The following is a 14,913-nucleotide window of genomic DNA, read 5'->3' on the forward strand; positions in this document are numbered from 1 at the left end:
TAAACAATTGTGCTAAAGCAGGCTAAATTTAGATAATTGTGATTTTACTTGCAGCTCTAGTAGCCTTTTCCCTAGCCTCTTGGACATTCACACCTTTCGCCAAAGCTACGCCCATTCGCCGATATAGATGAGCATTAGGTTTACCAAATAATTTAATATCTACATCTTTTTCTGATAAAGCATCGGCGACACCACTAAAAGCAATAGAATCAGATTTTTCTGAGGCTAAAATTACTGCACTAGCTGATGCTCCTAGCTGTTCAATATGAGGAATTGGCAAGCCTAAAATAGCTCGCAGATGTAGTTCAAATTCGTTAAGATTTTGTGAGATTAATGTCACCATTCCCGTATCGTGGGGCCTGGGAGAAAGTTCGGAAAAAATCACTTCATCTTTAGTAATGAAAAATTCAACGCCAAAAATTCCGGCTCCTCCTAAAGCATCAGTGACTTTTATAGCTATTTCTTGGGATTTTAAGATTTTATCTTCAGAAATTTCTGCGGGTTGCCACGATTCTTGATAATCACCTCTTTCTTGACGATGACCAATGGGAGAACAGAAAATAGTTGGTGCATTCCACTGTTTAATTGTTAGTAAAGTTATCTCAATTTCAAAGTTAATAAATTCTTCTACGATCGCCTTTTGACTGTCTCCTCTAGAATTAGCGATCGCATAATTCCAAGCCTTCTCAACCTCAGTCTTATCCTGCACTACAGATTGACCTTTCCCAGATGATGACATCACCGGTTTAACAACATTAGGAAAGCCAATTTTATCCGAAACTGAAATCAATTCTTCTAGAGTTGTTGCATAACCATATTTAGCTGTTCTAATGCCCAATTCTTGATGCGCCAGTTCCCGAATTCGATCGCGGTTCATTGTATAGTTAGTAGCAGCCGCAGTCGGAATAACTGTAATCCCTCGTTGTTCAAATTCGATGAGTTTTTCTGTTCTGATTGCTTCAATTTCTGGTATAATAATATTTGGCTGATGTTTTGTCACTACAGCTTCTAAATCATCAGCACTGAGCATAGAAATAACTTCATAAGCATCAGCAACCTGCATCGCTGGAGCATTGGTATAGCGGTCAACGGCAATCACATAATTACCAAGACGTTGAGCAGCGATCGCAAATTCTTTGCCTAGTTCTCCTGAACCCAGCAACATCAATTTTTGGGGCAACTTAATACTCATTAACTTATCCAAGTCAATATCAATTCAATCATCTTATAATTTTTTGTGTTTTCATTACTAACTTTTCAAGAATTAAATATCGCTTTGCGTAATTCTAAATCTTGACGTTGTAGATGATTTAAACCAATACCTACGCCAAACTGACACTTATCTACTAGAGTCTCTAACCAAATAGTCTCGTTCAGAGTTGCACCTCGTAAATCTGCATTTCTCAAGTCGGCTTTCGTAAAATTTACAAATAAAAGGTCTGCATTTACTAAACTACTACCTTGGAGATTTGCTTCTGACAAATTTCCTCGGATGAAGTTGACACCATCTAAAATTAAACCAGATAAATCTGCTCCCATCAGATTAGGAAACTTTAGCTGACTTGGATATTTAAAAAATCGCATTATACAAATTATATTGGCTTCATTTAGTTGAATTTTAGTTAAAAATTCATAACGAGCGATGCCCAGTTGCTTAAGAATTTGTAGACGCTGTGAGGGACTTTGTTCTAAAAACTGGATGGCTGTGTAGCGTAGGTCTTGAGTAGAGATATTTAACATTATTTTCAGATTGTTGTGATACTTGTGCGAATAAAAAAATAACAAATAATAGATAATATAGCAGTCTTCAAGCATTCATAAAAAACAAAAACCCCAATTTCTTTGAGAAATTGAGGTTATAAGTTTATTGATAACTACCGAGCTAATGTTATGCTAATAATGCTTTCGTAGTAGATTCGCCTGCTAATCTCACTTGCCTTGTCAACTGCAAATTTAACCATCCTAGAAAAGTTAACTCAGCGAGGAATGCCATAAAAATTGTTGTTGTACTAGAGCCTTGTATACCAACCCAAGGAAAAGTTGAAAACAGCCAGACAGTAGACACCACAGTAGACACCTGTGATGTGATGCCGATAAATTCTAAAATTATCGGTGGTAGGAACACTGCTGCACCTATAATCCGAATTGCCCAGAAAGAACGTTTGGGAGTTTTCAGCAAAAGTAGCAATTGGGCGATAGTAGCGTAAATCATGATTACGCTGATAGACAAAGCTATAGCTAAAAGTACTTTAAACCTGTCAACATCTTTAACCAGCCAAGTTTGGTCATTGTTAGTATCAAAAACAGATGTAAATGAAATCCAGACTAGCCAGGGGATAGTAACAATTGTAAGATTAATTGCGATCGCCACGAGTGCAGGGCTTTTTTCGGCCCAAATTAGATCCTGCCAAATACTCTTGTGGCTAGAAACTCCCTGATGTCGATATCTTGCCCAATCTTGTACATCTTGACGGTGAGGGGAAAGAACTGCAATTAAACTTAAAATCAACACCAAGTTGTACGATGCTAGCAAAATGTAATTTCCCCCAAATTGTTGATCTAATGTGTAACTATTTTCACCAATTTGTAAAGTAAAACCCCAGATCATCAACTGGCAAAACGCTACTAATAAATAACTTTGCTTCTTGCTAATTATTGAGGCTTGAGGATTACGGAAGCAACGTTTAAGAATGTGCAAAATTCCGTAACTGCACAATCCCAAGTTTAATAAATGAAAGCCAAGAATACTAATAATATTTCTCCCTAATGGGAGATAGAAAAATTGCAGTTTTTTAATATCCGAGTCATTGGATAGATTAAACAAGTTAGGAAATAAATAATTAGTTGTATCCCAAGGATTAAAAAGTCTAAACCAAGCAGTTGAACTATTCAAACTGTGGTTATAAGACGATGCGAGTAACATCGTTATAAACAAAAACATAAAAATTACACCACTAACTAATAAACCCAACAAAGGCTGAGAACCACTAAATGAACGGCTAAGTAAGCTAAGTAGTAGTGCCGCACTGTAGAAGAAAATACAGCTAGTACCAAGAATTGTGTAGTAAGCCAAAATGTAACTAAAAGCAATTTTGGCAGAAAGCCCAGCCCATAAATGTAAAGGAACTGCTACTAAAATCAGGAGATAAATTAAACTCGGAACTCCTAGCAACTTGCCAGTCAATATACTTGTTTCTGATTGGGGACTAAGACGGATAAAGTTTAGTGTGCCGCGAGTTTCTTCTTTAGCGAAATCGTTAATTAGCAAATAAGTTCCTGCAACTAGTAGTGTAAATAGAAAAATTACACTAAATGTTAAGAATATATATTCCCAACGATCTCGCCACCACATTTGCCAATCAATTTGAATTTGGGGACAAAAATTCTTTGAGAAGAAATCATTTAATTCATCAATTTTAGTTTGATTTGATTCTTTGAGAACCTGTGTTTGTTGCGGTTCATATATTTGACGTAAACGACAGTATATACCAGTTAAGGAGTACTTATTATCAGGAGGATTACTTAAATGATATAAAATAACTACCAGTTGCAATAGGAAAGATGTCACAACTACGATCGCTACATTAAAAAATTTAAATTGCCCTTTGAGTTCGCGAAATAATTGCGGATTCCAATCGCCGATTTTGTCAATTAAATTAAGCATAGTCTGAAAAAATCCTTCCAAAATAGTGAGTGAGATTTATTGATGAATCAAGATGCTTGTTTGTGACCTAATTTTAAGAAAATACTTTCTAAGTCTTCTTGCGTGCAGTGAAAATCAGTTAAAGGAATGCCGATTTTGATCAGCGATCGCAATAACTCGGCACTATCTTCATCTTTGCCCGAAAAATTCACCCGCACGCTGTTTTTTCCTGATATCACCTCCCATTCTTCTACTAAAGGATGGTGTTTAAGCTCGTTCAAAAGTGTCTCTAAGTTCCCTAGAGTTGATAACACAATTTGCTGATGGGCTAGACGTTGATAAAGTTGCTGTAGGGAAGTACTTTCTACTAAAAAGCCAAGTTCCATAATTCCTACAGAAGTACAAATTTCCGCTAAATCGCTGAGAACGTGGGAGGAAATGATGACAGTCATTCCAGCTTCTTGCAAAGCCTTAATAATTTCGCGAAAGTGCATTCTTGCAATCGGATCGAGTCCAGAAACAGGCTCATCTAGTAATAGTAAAATTGGTTCGTGGATAATGGTTCGCGCTAAACTTAAACGCTGTTTCATTCCCCTCGACAGAGTAGAAATCTGACTATTGCGTTTATTACCAAGTTGAATAAGTTCTAAAACTTCATGTAAGCGTTTAGTGCGGCGCGGTTCTCGCAAACGATATAAACGCGCAAAGTAATCTAAGTAATCCCAGACTGTCAAATCTTCATATAGTGGGTAGTCATCGGGTAAATAGCCAAGATGACGCTTAAGTTTGAGATTACTGTTGTCACGGATGAGGCGATCGCCATTAATATAAATCTCACCTGTAGTTGCTTCCTCAGCAGTCGCCAACATTCGGATGAGAGTTGTTTTACCCGCGCCATTCGGCCCAATCAGTCCATATACTTCCCCCGCCTGGATTTCTAAATCAACATCATTGACAGCAACATGTCGGTCAAATTGCTTAGTGAGTCCACGGGTGCAAATTGTTAATTCTTTTACCATCGCTGCTAGAGTGCGGCTTGTGATTAACCGCTAACCTAACTTTTTTTACAGCTTTTGTCAGGATGGTTTCCAAAATTGAAACTAGCTTTATTTAAAGCTGCTTTGAGTTCTGGGCATTATTTACCCTATTCTCACTAAAGTTTTAAATAATACCAACTATTAATTTTTGCTAAGGGGAATACTAAAGCTAGAAATCTCTAGTACTAATATTGCAAACCTGATGATATTAGAGTCAACCGCTTGCTCAGTAGGCAATGGTATTTTCACTGGAATAGGTCATAAACTTAGCAAAAGTAGGTAAGACATACGCCCTACCTACTTATTAATTCTGATTCTGCTATTTATGAAATATTTGCAAATTAAGCCTTGACTTTTTTCTTTAGTGTCAAGTTATTTCTGATAGTGGTGGGATAACGTTATTAACCCCATTACCAGATGAGCCGCTAATTGCATAACGGTATTCGGGAACTGGATATCCAGCCTCACCAAAGGTTTCACGGATAGCTTTATTAGTGTCGAAGTAAACTTGCCAATAGTGATCGTTATTGCAATAAGGACGTACTGCTAGTACAGGCCCTGCAAAGTTGAAATTCTGAATTTCCACATCCGGTGCTGGATTTTGGAGAACATTAGGAATTTGGCTAATTTTCGCTTTCAAAAGTGCGATCGCTTCGTTGTGTTTCACATCATGATGAAGTTGAGCCACTAGATCAACCCGACGGTAAGGGTTGGCAGAATAATTCTGGATGTTATCAGCAAAGATTTTATTATTAGCGACAATTGTCAACACGTTATCAGGCGTATTGATATTTGTTGTGAACAGTCCAATTTCTGTAACAGTGCCTGTCACGCCTGCGGTGGTAATGAAATCACCAACTTTGAAAGGTCGAAAAACAATTAAAAATGCTCCGGCTGCAAAGTTGGCTAGTAAACCCCCCCATGCTGCACCAATTGCAATGCCTGCTCCTGCTAGCAATGCAGCAAAGGAAGTTGTTTCAACCCCAAAGAAGCCGAGAATTGCCACAACTAGAATAATTCTCAGTGTGACACCAATGATATTCAGAAGATAGTTAATGAGTGTTGGATCGACGTGTTGACCTCGGAAAGCACGTCGTACTAGCTTCAATCCAAAATCAATCAAGCGTTGAGCAATCAGCCACAGTGCGATCGCACCTAAAATTTTCAACCCAAACTGAGTTAAAAGTTGGCTAGCAACTAAGCTAATTTGTCTAAAATCCATAATTTTTGTCTGTGAATATTAAATACAATAAACATACAAGAAATTAAATCAAAATGATATATCAATACTTTTTTTTAATTTTTGCTGTAATGTGCAGCAGATAGGAAACTGTTCTCGGAGGATGTCTGAACAGTTTTGGGCAAATATAAATAAATCTTTTCTTGCGGGATTATCTACTTTTTGGCTTGTTGCTGTTTTTTTACTCCTTAATTCAAGTAAAGATGTCATAGATACTGGGATTTTCCAAGATTTAATCCTTGTCTGGCGTATCAATCTTTGCTCCCTATCTCAAATTTCTGCATAAATCGCGCTATGCCAGCAGGGCCAAGTTCTTTAGTCAAGGCTTTTATAGCGTTTCCTATGTTGGTGAAGTATAGCTAGACTTCATATATAAACCCTTTTAACTTTGAGGATGTGCCTCATTCGATCGAGAACCGCTATATTCCCAACCGCCTAATCTCAGCTTGATTATGTGCGTGTTGGTCAACGACTATGAGACTATCTATTCCTAAAGAGGTTACAGGTGTCAAGTAAAAAAATCGGTTTTTGGTCTGTGTGGGCATTGGGTGTAGGCGGCATTGTTGGTGGACTTTTTCCAGCACTGGGAGTTGTAATTCAAATAGCTGATGTAGGCGCACCACTAGCATTTGCGATCGCCGGGACAATAGCTTTGATAACTACTTATGCTTATGCAAAACTTTCGGTAGCTCATCCATGTCGAGGCGGGACAGTAACCTTCTTAAACCAGGCTTTTGGTTCAGGACTGTTTAGTGGGACACTGAATCTTCTACTATGGTTTAGCTATGTAGTCATGCTTTCCTTTTACTTGCAGGCTTTTGGTAGTTATGGAGTTAGCCTGTTTACATCTACTCAACCGATTTGGAAGCATTTACTGATTAGCTTGGCAATTTTAGGGACAACTGGATTAAATCTACTAACTGCCAATCATATTGGTAAATCTCAAATCTGGATTGTCAGCTTCAAATTGGGGATTTTGCTCCTGTTCATTACTATGGGAAGTAGTCATATCGACATTTCCCGTCTAGAACCAGTCTCAATATCGTCGCTACAGTCAATTTTCGCCGGAGCAATGGTAATCTTCTTATCTTATGAAGGCTTTGAGCTAATCGCCAATGCAGCAGAGGATCTTGTCAATCCCAAGCATACTTTGCCACGAGTTTATTACTCTGTAATCGGGTTCGTTATTTTGCTTTACGTTTTAATAGCACTGGTTACATTGGGAGCAGAACCAATAGAACAGATTTTGGCAGTAAAAGACTATGCTTTGGCTGAAGTTGCCAAACCAATTATGGGGCAATTTGGATCTGTTTTGATTACTGTTGCTGCTCTTTTCTCAACTATCTCGGCTAGTAACGCCACACTCTACGGTTCCGCTCGTTTTAGCACTGTGATTGCTAAATCTAGGGGGTTTGATGGCAGCCAAATAAATGGCATAGTTCAATCTTCAATTGGCTTATTTATTACTAGTGGTATTACTCTAATAATCGCCAATTTTTGTGATATAAGTCGGATTTCAACGATGGGTAGTGCTGGGTTTCTCCTAATATTTGCTGCGGTTAATTTAGCTAATGCTCGGATGTATCGTTATACGAAAAGCAAGCAATGGATTTCAATTCTAGGTACTGGAATATGTTTGGTGGCACTAGGGATGTTAATTTGGTTTGCTTTGCAAACAGATCCACAAACTGTCTGGGTTTTAGTGTTCATGGTAGGAGTAGCTATAGGCATCGAAGTAATCTACTACCTATCAAAAAACCGACAGCTACATCTTTGAAGAAGCTTTGTTCAACTCTAAAATGTTTTTGTAATAGTCTACCTTTGGATTAATTTAACTTGAATTCGCGAACAGTGCCTTCTTTGCTAGCGGGTCGTTTGCTTGAGATTTTCATTATGAATGATCTCTTAAAGGTGATTTAGGAATGGCTCATAAACGGTAACTTTATCTGGAAAGTTGAGCCTTTACCCTCATTGCTCATCACATGAATGTGACCGCCGTGAGCCTGGACAATTTGTTGAGCGATCGCTAATCCCAACCCAAATCCGCCGCTTTCTCTGGTACGTTCTGTGTCAACTCGGTAAAAGCGATCGAAAATGTAAGATAAATCTGCCTCTGGAATTCCAATTCCAGTATCAATAACCTGAATTACTGCCCGATCTGGGTGAGGTTCTAAGCGTAACCAGACAGTTCCACCAGATGGAGTGTAATTACAGGCGTTATTGAGCAAGTTTTCCACAGCTAACCGTAGCAAATCAGGGTCAGCCCACAACTCAATGGGTTGTTCTGGTAAATGACCGATCAACTTGAGCGACGCTTTTGCAGCAACATCATTGTAATAAATAGCTAAATTCTCTAGCAAGCTATTAAGATTAACCTTTTTGAGAGATTCGGGAGTTAATTTTCCCTGATGCCGAGCCAACAGCAGTAGGTTATTGACCAAGGTACTCATCGACTTGGCGCTATCGATGATGTTCTCTACAGAAGGATGGATTTGGGGATGGTCTGCTGCCATTATTAACCCAACTTGGGCATTGGTCAAAATCGCAGAAAGGGGCGATCGCAACTCATGAGAAGCATCTGATGTAAAGCGTTGTAGTTGATTATAGGCTTGCTGAACGGGTTGCATAGCTATGCCGCCAAGTACCCAACCTGTAAGTCCAATTAACCCCAGTGCTATAGGCACAGCAAGGGTCAACATTAACTGAAATTCTCTGAGATCGTTTTGAGTTTCTGTCAGTGGGATACCAACTTGCAGATAACCGATGACCGAATTTCCTCCTTGAACAGGTAGGGTGACTTGACGAAGCCAAAGCGTCTCACCTGTAAACTGGTCAACGGACTTAATCGTGAGAAACTCAGATGCTATTCCCAACTTTTCTGGAGGTGGAGTACCAAAAAACCGCTTGAGTTTGCCGTTGGGGTCATACCAGCGAACATAGACCAATTCAATATCAGCGGGGTGAGAACCACTACCCAATAGCGGTATATTGCTCAGATCGACTTCTTTTTGTCCTTGATACAGCCGATACTGCGAACTGGCTGCCATTAGCTCTGCTCTTTTATAAAGCAGTTGATCTAATGCTTTGAGCTTGTCTTTTACCTCAAGATGATAAATAACTCCTGCAAAGAGAATCAGAATGCACCCCATTGAAAGGGTAAACCAACGAGCTAAGTTACGACGACTGCGGTTAAACACAACTTATGCTAATTCGTAATTCGTAATTCGTAATTACAAGACTTTTCAAGTAATTGAACTACACTACTCCCTACTCTGCGTCTCAGTCATTATCAAGTTTCAAGATGGTTCTGGAGGGTTGAGGCGATAGCCCATACCGTAGACAGTTTCAATCCAATCGGCTGCTGCTAATGTTTGCAAACGTTGGCGAAGTTTACGAACTAAAACGGTGATTGCATTGCTTTCTGGCTCACTACCCCACTCCCATACGGCTTGCTCAATTTGGTGGCGAGTCAAAACTTGCTTAGGATGACGCATGAAATACTCTAGCAACTGAAATTCTTGGCTGGAAAGGGATACAGTCGCTCCTTGGCGCTCCAAAATTAGTGTATCAAGATGAAGTTCGAGGTCTGCCAAGCAGAGGGTGTCTCCTTGCCAAAGGGGCGATCGCCTTCTCAATGCCCGCACTCGCGCCATGAACTCCACGATATCAATCGGTTTGACGAGGTAATCATCTGCTCCGGCATCTAATCCTATGACTTTATCAGGTGTAGTATCTTTTGCCGTGATCATTAATACGGGGGCAGTTTTTCCCGCCGCCCGATACTGTTGACACAAACTCACTCCACTAATTCGAGGTAGCATCCAATCTAAAATCAGCAGATCGTATTCTTTTTCAGCTAAAAGCCATTGAGCGGTTTCACCATCCTTGACACCATCGACGCTGTGTCCAGCCTGAGAGAGAACCATTTGCAGCGGCATTAATTGCTTTGGATCATCCTCTACCAGTAAGATTTTCATCACCTTTATAAACTTGTGCTTGTTTAGAATAATCCATTGAAGCAATCTCAACGTCTTTCATCAGTAAGAATGAATATGTAATTACTCCCGGTTAGCTCATTTTTTTTGAAGTTAGAGAAATTGGTGAATAACATAGTCATAAAGGTTTGGGAGAAATCAGGTTTTTGGATAGTGGCAAGTGGTGAACCAATACCTAAGATTAATCCGCAACGCTTACGAAAACGGGCTTAACCCCTATTCTTCCGTTCCATCTTTTTTCTAACCGTCTAGAAAATGAGCGAACCAGGAGCTGTAACTCGGCTTTGGACGCTATGTGGTGGTTGTCGATGGTGGAAGTACTAACCAATGCAGAAACGGCTGACTGCGAAGAACTGCTAGACCGACCGTTTGATGAGTTGACAATCGAAGAATGGCAACGGTTCCGGGAGTATAAGCCACGATAAGCGATGCCAACAGTGTCTTCGCCAGTTCTACTTCAATCTCTGAGGAATGGTCTCTGCACGCCTAATTACAACAGAAGCAATTTCAGCTTGCTGGTAAAGTACATCTCTAACATATTTGCTGATTTGCTCACGGGTTTCCCTTCTATCAAGTACTTCTATTAATTCTTTCTTTATTTTTTCTTTTATCTCGCTATTTACTTTTTCTATAGCGTACTTTATTTTCACATCGTTAAGTAAACGTTTTCTATAATCAATGGGAATATTCCATTTTTTTAAATTGTTTGTTAATTTAGATATTGCTTGTAAAAGTTCCACTATAGCTCCTATAAATATTGTAGCTACTAATGCAGTTACTACATTCATAAATACAGAATTTATATTTAATTTATAAAAAATAGCTGAATAAATTATTTCCGTAATCTCTATTGTACCTAAGTAATCTAAATTCAAATTTTGATGATTTAAACTGATATTAAATGTTGTTCTTGATATTCGATACTTGTCACATATATCACTAGTTAAAGATTCAATTTGACTTCCTAAATATGCTAGCCAATCTTTTAAGTTAGCGTCAATAATATTTTGTGATTCATTATTAAAATATGTTAAGTTATTGATCTGAAATAATTTTTCTAATTCTTCTAATGTTTCAACATTGCCATCTCTCCAGTTTATGATGCATTTTTGTATATTTTTTAAAAATTCTACAGCAAGGCATGATGTTAGCTCTTCTAATAATTTGGGCAGGGCTTTATCTATAATGATATCTATATCTTCTTTATCTTCTATAAACTCATCCACCTCTGCTTTGAAACTTCTAATTTTGAAATCGATACGTCCTAATAATGCCAGTCCTTTAGCAACAGATAAAGCTGGCTCTAAACCAACAATAACTTTTGACTCAGGGAATACCCTTTTGCAAATTTCACTAGTAAATAACATCCGAGAACCACCACCAGTCATCAATATTAATTCAGGTAATTGGAACTCTTTTAAGTCTCTACATACTCTTAATGTATCTGCAAACATTTCTTTCCAAGTTTTATCTTGAAGTTTATTAAGAGGAGAATTTAATATTTCCTCCATATCTTTTTTATATATTTTAACTTCAAAATATATAGTTTCTATTTCGTTAGCTATATCAAGTATTTCTACACCTTTAACCGGAGACTTAATCCAACTATCCTCATTTTCTTTGGAAAAATATCTCTCTTTTACTTCACGGCATTTCAATAAGCACTTTGCTTTAAGAGCAAAACTTAATGAAAATAAATCATTCAACTTTTCCTGAACTTCAGATGATAGAGATTTTAATGCTCTGTCAAAAATTGCTATATCTAATAAACTACACCCTAAGTTATTTCCAAAGTCTAATGGACTTTCTTCAGAATTTTTGACAATAGTAAAATCAGTAGTTGAGGAACCAATATCGATGATTAATAGGCTATCAGGTAACTTAGTCAATGATTCACTTAAACGTCCAGTTTCCTTTGCTTCTAAAAAAGCAGCTCTTGATTCAGGTCTGACACATACATTACTCATTCCTGCTTCTTGCAAAACTTCTTCATAGCTTTTTATGTAACTTTCTGTCCATCCAGATGGACAACCCACAAAAAACCATGTATCTTGGTCTAGTTTAGCTTTTCCTTTTCGTAATAATTCTAAACATTTTTCTACGAATAATTTGATTGGTTTATTTACGTTAGGAGCATCTAATTTATAACTTTTAAAAAAAATATCAAGATTAACTGAGGTATCGGAACAATAAGCATCTTCACCTATTAAAATACCTTCAGAAGATAGAGAAACTGCTGTAATAGTACTTTTTTTGCCATTAATATCTACTATTTGAGGCTCTGCAATAGACGATAACTTTGTAACAGCGATAGCGGTTTCTCCATGCCCTAAGTCAAATCCAATTATCTCTAGATTTTTTTCCTTTTTATGTTTCCATATACTGATTATTACTTTTTTTAATCCTTTTTCATAACCATCATGATTAGGGAAAATATCAATTATATGAATTCTAGAAAGCTTTTCAGGAATATTACAATTATCAATACGAACTGGTAAAACAACAAACTCATCCCTTGTTTTTTGTGACAGCAGCTTAAGTGCCATATCTATTTCTTCTTGCACATAACCATCTTTTTTATTTACTGAAATAGATGAAACTAAGGTTATAAAAAAACTGGTTTGATTTATTTGTTCTCTAATTTTATTTCTCCATTTTTCACCACCAATTAGATTATCGTCATCCAGCCATACACTGACTCCGTTTTTTATTAAATCATCACGTAGCTTTAGAGCAATATTAAGGTTTTCACGAGCGTAGCTAAGGAATACCTCTTGTTGATTAAATGCCATAATATTTTCCTAATAATTTTAAAAAAAATGATAATTTTTCATCCTTAATCATCCCTATTCCCTGATACCTCACTTTTGAATAAACACTTTGTATAAGCTTATATAGCAAAATTTTAAGAAAAAATTGGCTTAATTTCATATTTTTGCAGTGAACATTACAACTAATAGTTGGTTGAGGCTTATACTAATACTAAAAAAATTAATTTCTACAAAAATATCAATACAACGATCATGAAAAAGCCAGTTTCATTTAAAGCATAAAAGGAAGCATCAAAATTTATTAGTGCTATAAGATGAGGTATCTTGCAATGATTACGGTAACTACCAATGTCAAGTAAAATGGATAAATGGAAAACGACAAACTAGAAGTCAATAATAAGTTGACAACATTCATGCCTTGAGGTGGTTTTAAAACAAAAAGTTTATCAATTGTAACTTCACCAGAAGAATGCAACTCTTTAATAAAATCATTGTATATCTTACGAAAACTGCGTTCTTGACCCAGATAGTAAGAATCTAGTAGAAAAAAAAGTCCTATTGGTATAAGCGATATCCAAGCGTAGTTAGGCTTATTCTTGTCTGCAATCACCACGAGAATTGCTGAAACCAAAGAAATACACCAAGTTTTGCAGTTAGCACTATTAGTTGCCATCCGCGTAACTACCCCCTGCAAAATATTCAGATAACTTTGCACAGCATCAGACTCAAACGTTACCTTGGGTGGTTGTGACTGTGGACTAGAGTTACTCACTGACTTTTTTAACGACTGCTATATGTTCAAAGCATTGACTAACTTTATTGTAACTGTGACTGTCTATTCAGTTACAAGCATTATGACTAATATCAAAAGATTTTCATTTTCATAATCATGATGAGTAAAATGGCATATCTAACTGATCGAACTCACTACTTTTTGGAGCGTTTTCTCATCCACAATCCAAAAATCATAGTAATGCCCAGTAAGCTTTAATCTTTTTTTATCATCCACTACTACGTAGCGTTTTATAGCTGGGATCAGGGCCATTCCTGCAAACTCAGAAGTTATCTCACTTTCGGGAAAAGTCAATGCTATGCCAGAAAGTTGTGAATGTCCTGTTTTTGAACGGGCTTGGTTCTCAGCAATAAAGTAGGACATCTCATACTTACAATAGGGCGAAGCAAACCAAGCCTTGGTTGCGACGAAAATCATACTATGCGCTACTGACACTGCATATTTGTAGTATTTATTCCAGCCTTCATTAAGAGAAGCAAGACCGCCGGCTGTAGGGCGTATTTCTTTCATAACATATTCAGTACCCGGAACATGCTCTAAGGCAAAGGTATCCAAATAGACACTAATAGACTGTGTGTACCCTTTACGCTGCACAATTTCGCGTTGCAACCACTGGGCAAACATCGCTCCTCCATCAGCAGACCCAAAACTTAGGATAACCTCTGTCATAGAAGATTTATTTACGCTCTGTTGAATGTTGTCCTTTTTATCTATAAAGAAAGCTTTTTCAGCAATTACATTTAAGAAAATAATTTATTTAAATTTTTATAGTTATTATATTTACAGTGGTTTATCCATTTCAAAAGTATGACACGTCATGCATTCTTTAGCTTTCATTTTCAACGAGACATTTTAAAAATTGGTCAAATTAGGAATACCTGGCTCATTCAAAGCCGCGATCGCGAAGCACAACCTTTTTTAGATAAAGCCGAATGGGAATCTATTAAGCGTCGCGGAAATCAAGCAATACAGAACTGGATAGACTCTCAGATGAAAGGGACATCCGTTACAGTGGTTTTGATTGGTGCAGAAACTTATCAGAGACCTTGGGTTCAATATGAAATCCAGCAAAGTCACAAGCTAGGAAAAGGTATGTTAGGAATTGATATGTACGGCATGAAAGATTTGAATGGAAATTATGACTCTCAAGGTATTAACCCTTTTAGTCAATATACTTTCACAAATTCAAAGGGCACTATCATAACTTATCCTGTGTATAGCTGGGCTTATGATGATGGTCGGAACAATATTGGCACATGGATTGAGCAAGCCGCTAAAGCAGCAGGAAGGTAGTTATAAACTACATTCCGCTTGCCACTATCCAAAAACCTGATTTCTCCCAGACTCTTTTAACTACCTTATTTATCAATTTCTCTAACTTCAAAAAGAATGGGCGAACCAGGAGTGATTAAGTATAACTTGGCAAAATCAGAA

General features: G+C 37.4%; 12 protein-coding genes. 2 read left to right on the forward strand and 10 right to left on the reverse strand.

Annotated elements, in window-relative coordinates:
* Positions 1 to 28: 28 nt before the first annotated feature.
* The 5 genes from purT to RMZ95_RS04390 all read right to left on the reverse strand — a co-directional run bounded on the left by purT (position 29) and on the right by RMZ95_RS04390 (position 5,902).
* On the reverse strand, positions 29 to 1,192 hold the full coding sequence (gene purT, locus RMZ95_RS04370; protein WP_322686375.1) for a formate-dependent phosphoribosylglycinamide formyltransferase: 1,164 nt from the start codon (positions 1,190 to 1,192) through the stop codon (positions 29 to 31).
* A gap of 65 nt (positions 1,193 to 1,257) precedes the next feature.
* Positions 1,258 to 1,740, reverse strand: a complete 483-nt coding sequence (locus RMZ95_RS04375; protein ID WP_322686374.1) for a pentapeptide repeat-containing protein — start codon at positions 1,738 to 1,740, stop codon at positions 1,258 to 1,260.
* A gap of 148 nt (positions 1,741 to 1,888) precedes the next feature.
* Complete coding sequence (locus tag RMZ95_RS04380) at positions 1,889 to 3,664, reverse strand: ABC transporter permease subunit (RefSeq protein ID WP_322686373.1); 1,776 nt, start codon at positions 3,662 to 3,664, stop codon at positions 1,889 to 1,891.
* Positions 3,665 to 3,711: 47 nt separating this feature from the next.
* Complete coding sequence (locus RMZ95_RS04385; RefSeq protein WP_322686372.1) at positions 3,712 to 4,662, reverse strand: ABC transporter ATP-binding protein; 951 nt, start codon at positions 4,660 to 4,662, stop codon at positions 3,712 to 3,714.
* Positions 4,663 to 5,047: 385 nt separating this feature from the next.
* A complete protein-coding gene (locus RMZ95_RS04390; protein WP_322686371.1) occupies positions 5,048 to 5,902 on the reverse strand; it encodes a mechanosensitive ion channel family protein in 855 nt (284 codons plus the stop codon).
* A gap of 523 nt (positions 5,903 to 6,425) precedes the next feature.
* On the opposite strand from RMZ95_RS04390, the gene RMZ95_RS04395 reads away from it, so the two are divergent.
* Positions 6,426 to 7,697 carry an APC family permease gene (locus RMZ95_RS04395; protein WP_322686370.1) on the forward strand — a complete coding sequence of 424 codons (1,272 nt, stop codon included), beginning with the start codon at positions 6,426 to 6,428 and terminating at the stop codon, positions 7,695 to 7,697.
* Between the two features lie 139 nt (positions 7,698 to 7,836).
* Here RMZ95_RS04395 and RMZ95_RS04400 read toward each other — a convergent pair whose 3' ends face one another.
* The 5 genes from RMZ95_RS04400 to RMZ95_RS04420 all read right to left on the reverse strand — a co-directional run bounded on the left by RMZ95_RS04400 (position 7,837) and on the right by RMZ95_RS04420 (position 14,148).
* Positions 7,837 to 9,117, reverse strand: coding sequence for a HAMP domain-containing sensor histidine kinase (locus tag RMZ95_RS04400; protein ID WP_322686369.1), 1,281 nt, complete (start codon positions 9,115 to 9,117; stop codon positions 7,837 to 7,839).
* A 99-nt stretch (positions 9,118 to 9,216) separates the two neighbouring features.
* Complete coding sequence (rppA, locus tag RMZ95_RS04405; protein WP_322671844.1) at positions 9,217 to 9,897, reverse strand: two-component system response regulator RppA; 681 nt, start codon at positions 9,895 to 9,897, stop codon at positions 9,217 to 9,219.
* Positions 9,898 to 10,367: 470 nt separating this feature from the next.
* Positions 10,368 to 12,707 (reverse strand): TIR domain-containing protein, encoded by a 2,340-nt coding sequence (locus tag RMZ95_RS04410; RefSeq protein WP_322686368.1) that lies wholly within the window; start codon positions 12,705 to 12,707, stop codon positions 10,368 to 10,370.
* A gap of 286 nt (positions 12,708 to 12,993) precedes the next feature.
* Entirely contained in the window at positions 12,994 to 13,458 is a 465-nt protein-coding gene (locus tag RMZ95_RS04415) for a hypothetical protein (protein WP_322686367.1), read from the reverse strand.
* A gap of 138 nt (positions 13,459 to 13,596) precedes the next feature.
* Positions 13,597 to 14,148: a hypothetical protein gene (locus RMZ95_RS04420; RefSeq protein ID WP_322686366.1), complete on the reverse strand. Its 552-nt coding sequence runs from the start codon at positions 14,146 to 14,148 to the stop codon at positions 13,597 to 13,599.
* Between the two features lie 138 nt (positions 14,149 to 14,286).
* Between RMZ95_RS04420 and RMZ95_RS04425 the strand changes: the two genes are divergently transcribed.
* Entirely contained in the window at positions 14,287 to 14,772 is a 486-nt protein-coding gene (locus tag RMZ95_RS04425; RefSeq protein ID WP_322686365.1) for a TIR domain-containing protein, read from the forward strand.
* The last annotated feature ends 141 nt before the right edge of the window (positions 14,773 to 14,913 follow it).

It is taken from the genome of Nostoc sp. DedQUE07, assembly GCF_034530975.2.
GTDB lineage: Bacteria > Cyanobacteriota > Cyanobacteriia > Cyanobacteriales > Nostocaceae > Nostoc.

Excerpts from the sequence above, each read along its gene's own strand:
- purT (WP_322686375.1), bottom strand. The coding sequence starts at position 1,192 with ATGAGTATTAAGTTGCCCCAAAAATTGATGTTGCTGGGTTCAGGAGAA.
- RMZ95_RS04375 (WP_322686374.1), bottom strand. The coding sequence starts at position 1,740 with ATGTTAAATATCTCTACTCAAGACCTACGCTACACAGCCATCCAGTTT.
- RMZ95_RS04380 (WP_322686373.1), bottom strand. The coding sequence starts at position 3,664 with ATGCTTAATTTAATTGACAAAATCGGCGATTGGAATCCGCAATTATTT.
- RMZ95_RS04385 (WP_322686372.1), bottom strand. The coding sequence starts at position 4,662 with ATGGTAAAAGAATTAACAATTTGCACCCGTGGACTCACTAAGCAATTT.
- RMZ95_RS04390 (WP_322686371.1), bottom strand. The coding sequence starts at position 5,902 with ATGGATTTTAGACAAATTAGCTTAGTTGCTAGCCAACTTTTAACTCAG.
- rppA (WP_322671844.1), bottom strand. The coding sequence starts at position 9,897 with ATGAAAATCTTACTGGTAGAGGATGATCCAAAGCAATTAATGCCGCTG.
- RMZ95_RS04410 (WP_322686368.1), bottom strand. The coding sequence starts at position 12,707 with ATGGCATTTAATCAACAAGAGGTATTCCTTAGCTACGCTCGTGAAAAC.
- RMZ95_RS04420 (WP_322686366.1), bottom strand. The coding sequence starts at position 14,148 with ATGACAGAGGTTATCCTAAGTTTTGGGTCTGCTGATGGAGGAGCGATG.
- RMZ95_RS04425 (WP_322686365.1), top strand. The coding sequence starts at position 14,287 with ATGACACGTCATGCATTCTTTAGCTTTCATTTTCAACGAGACATTTTA.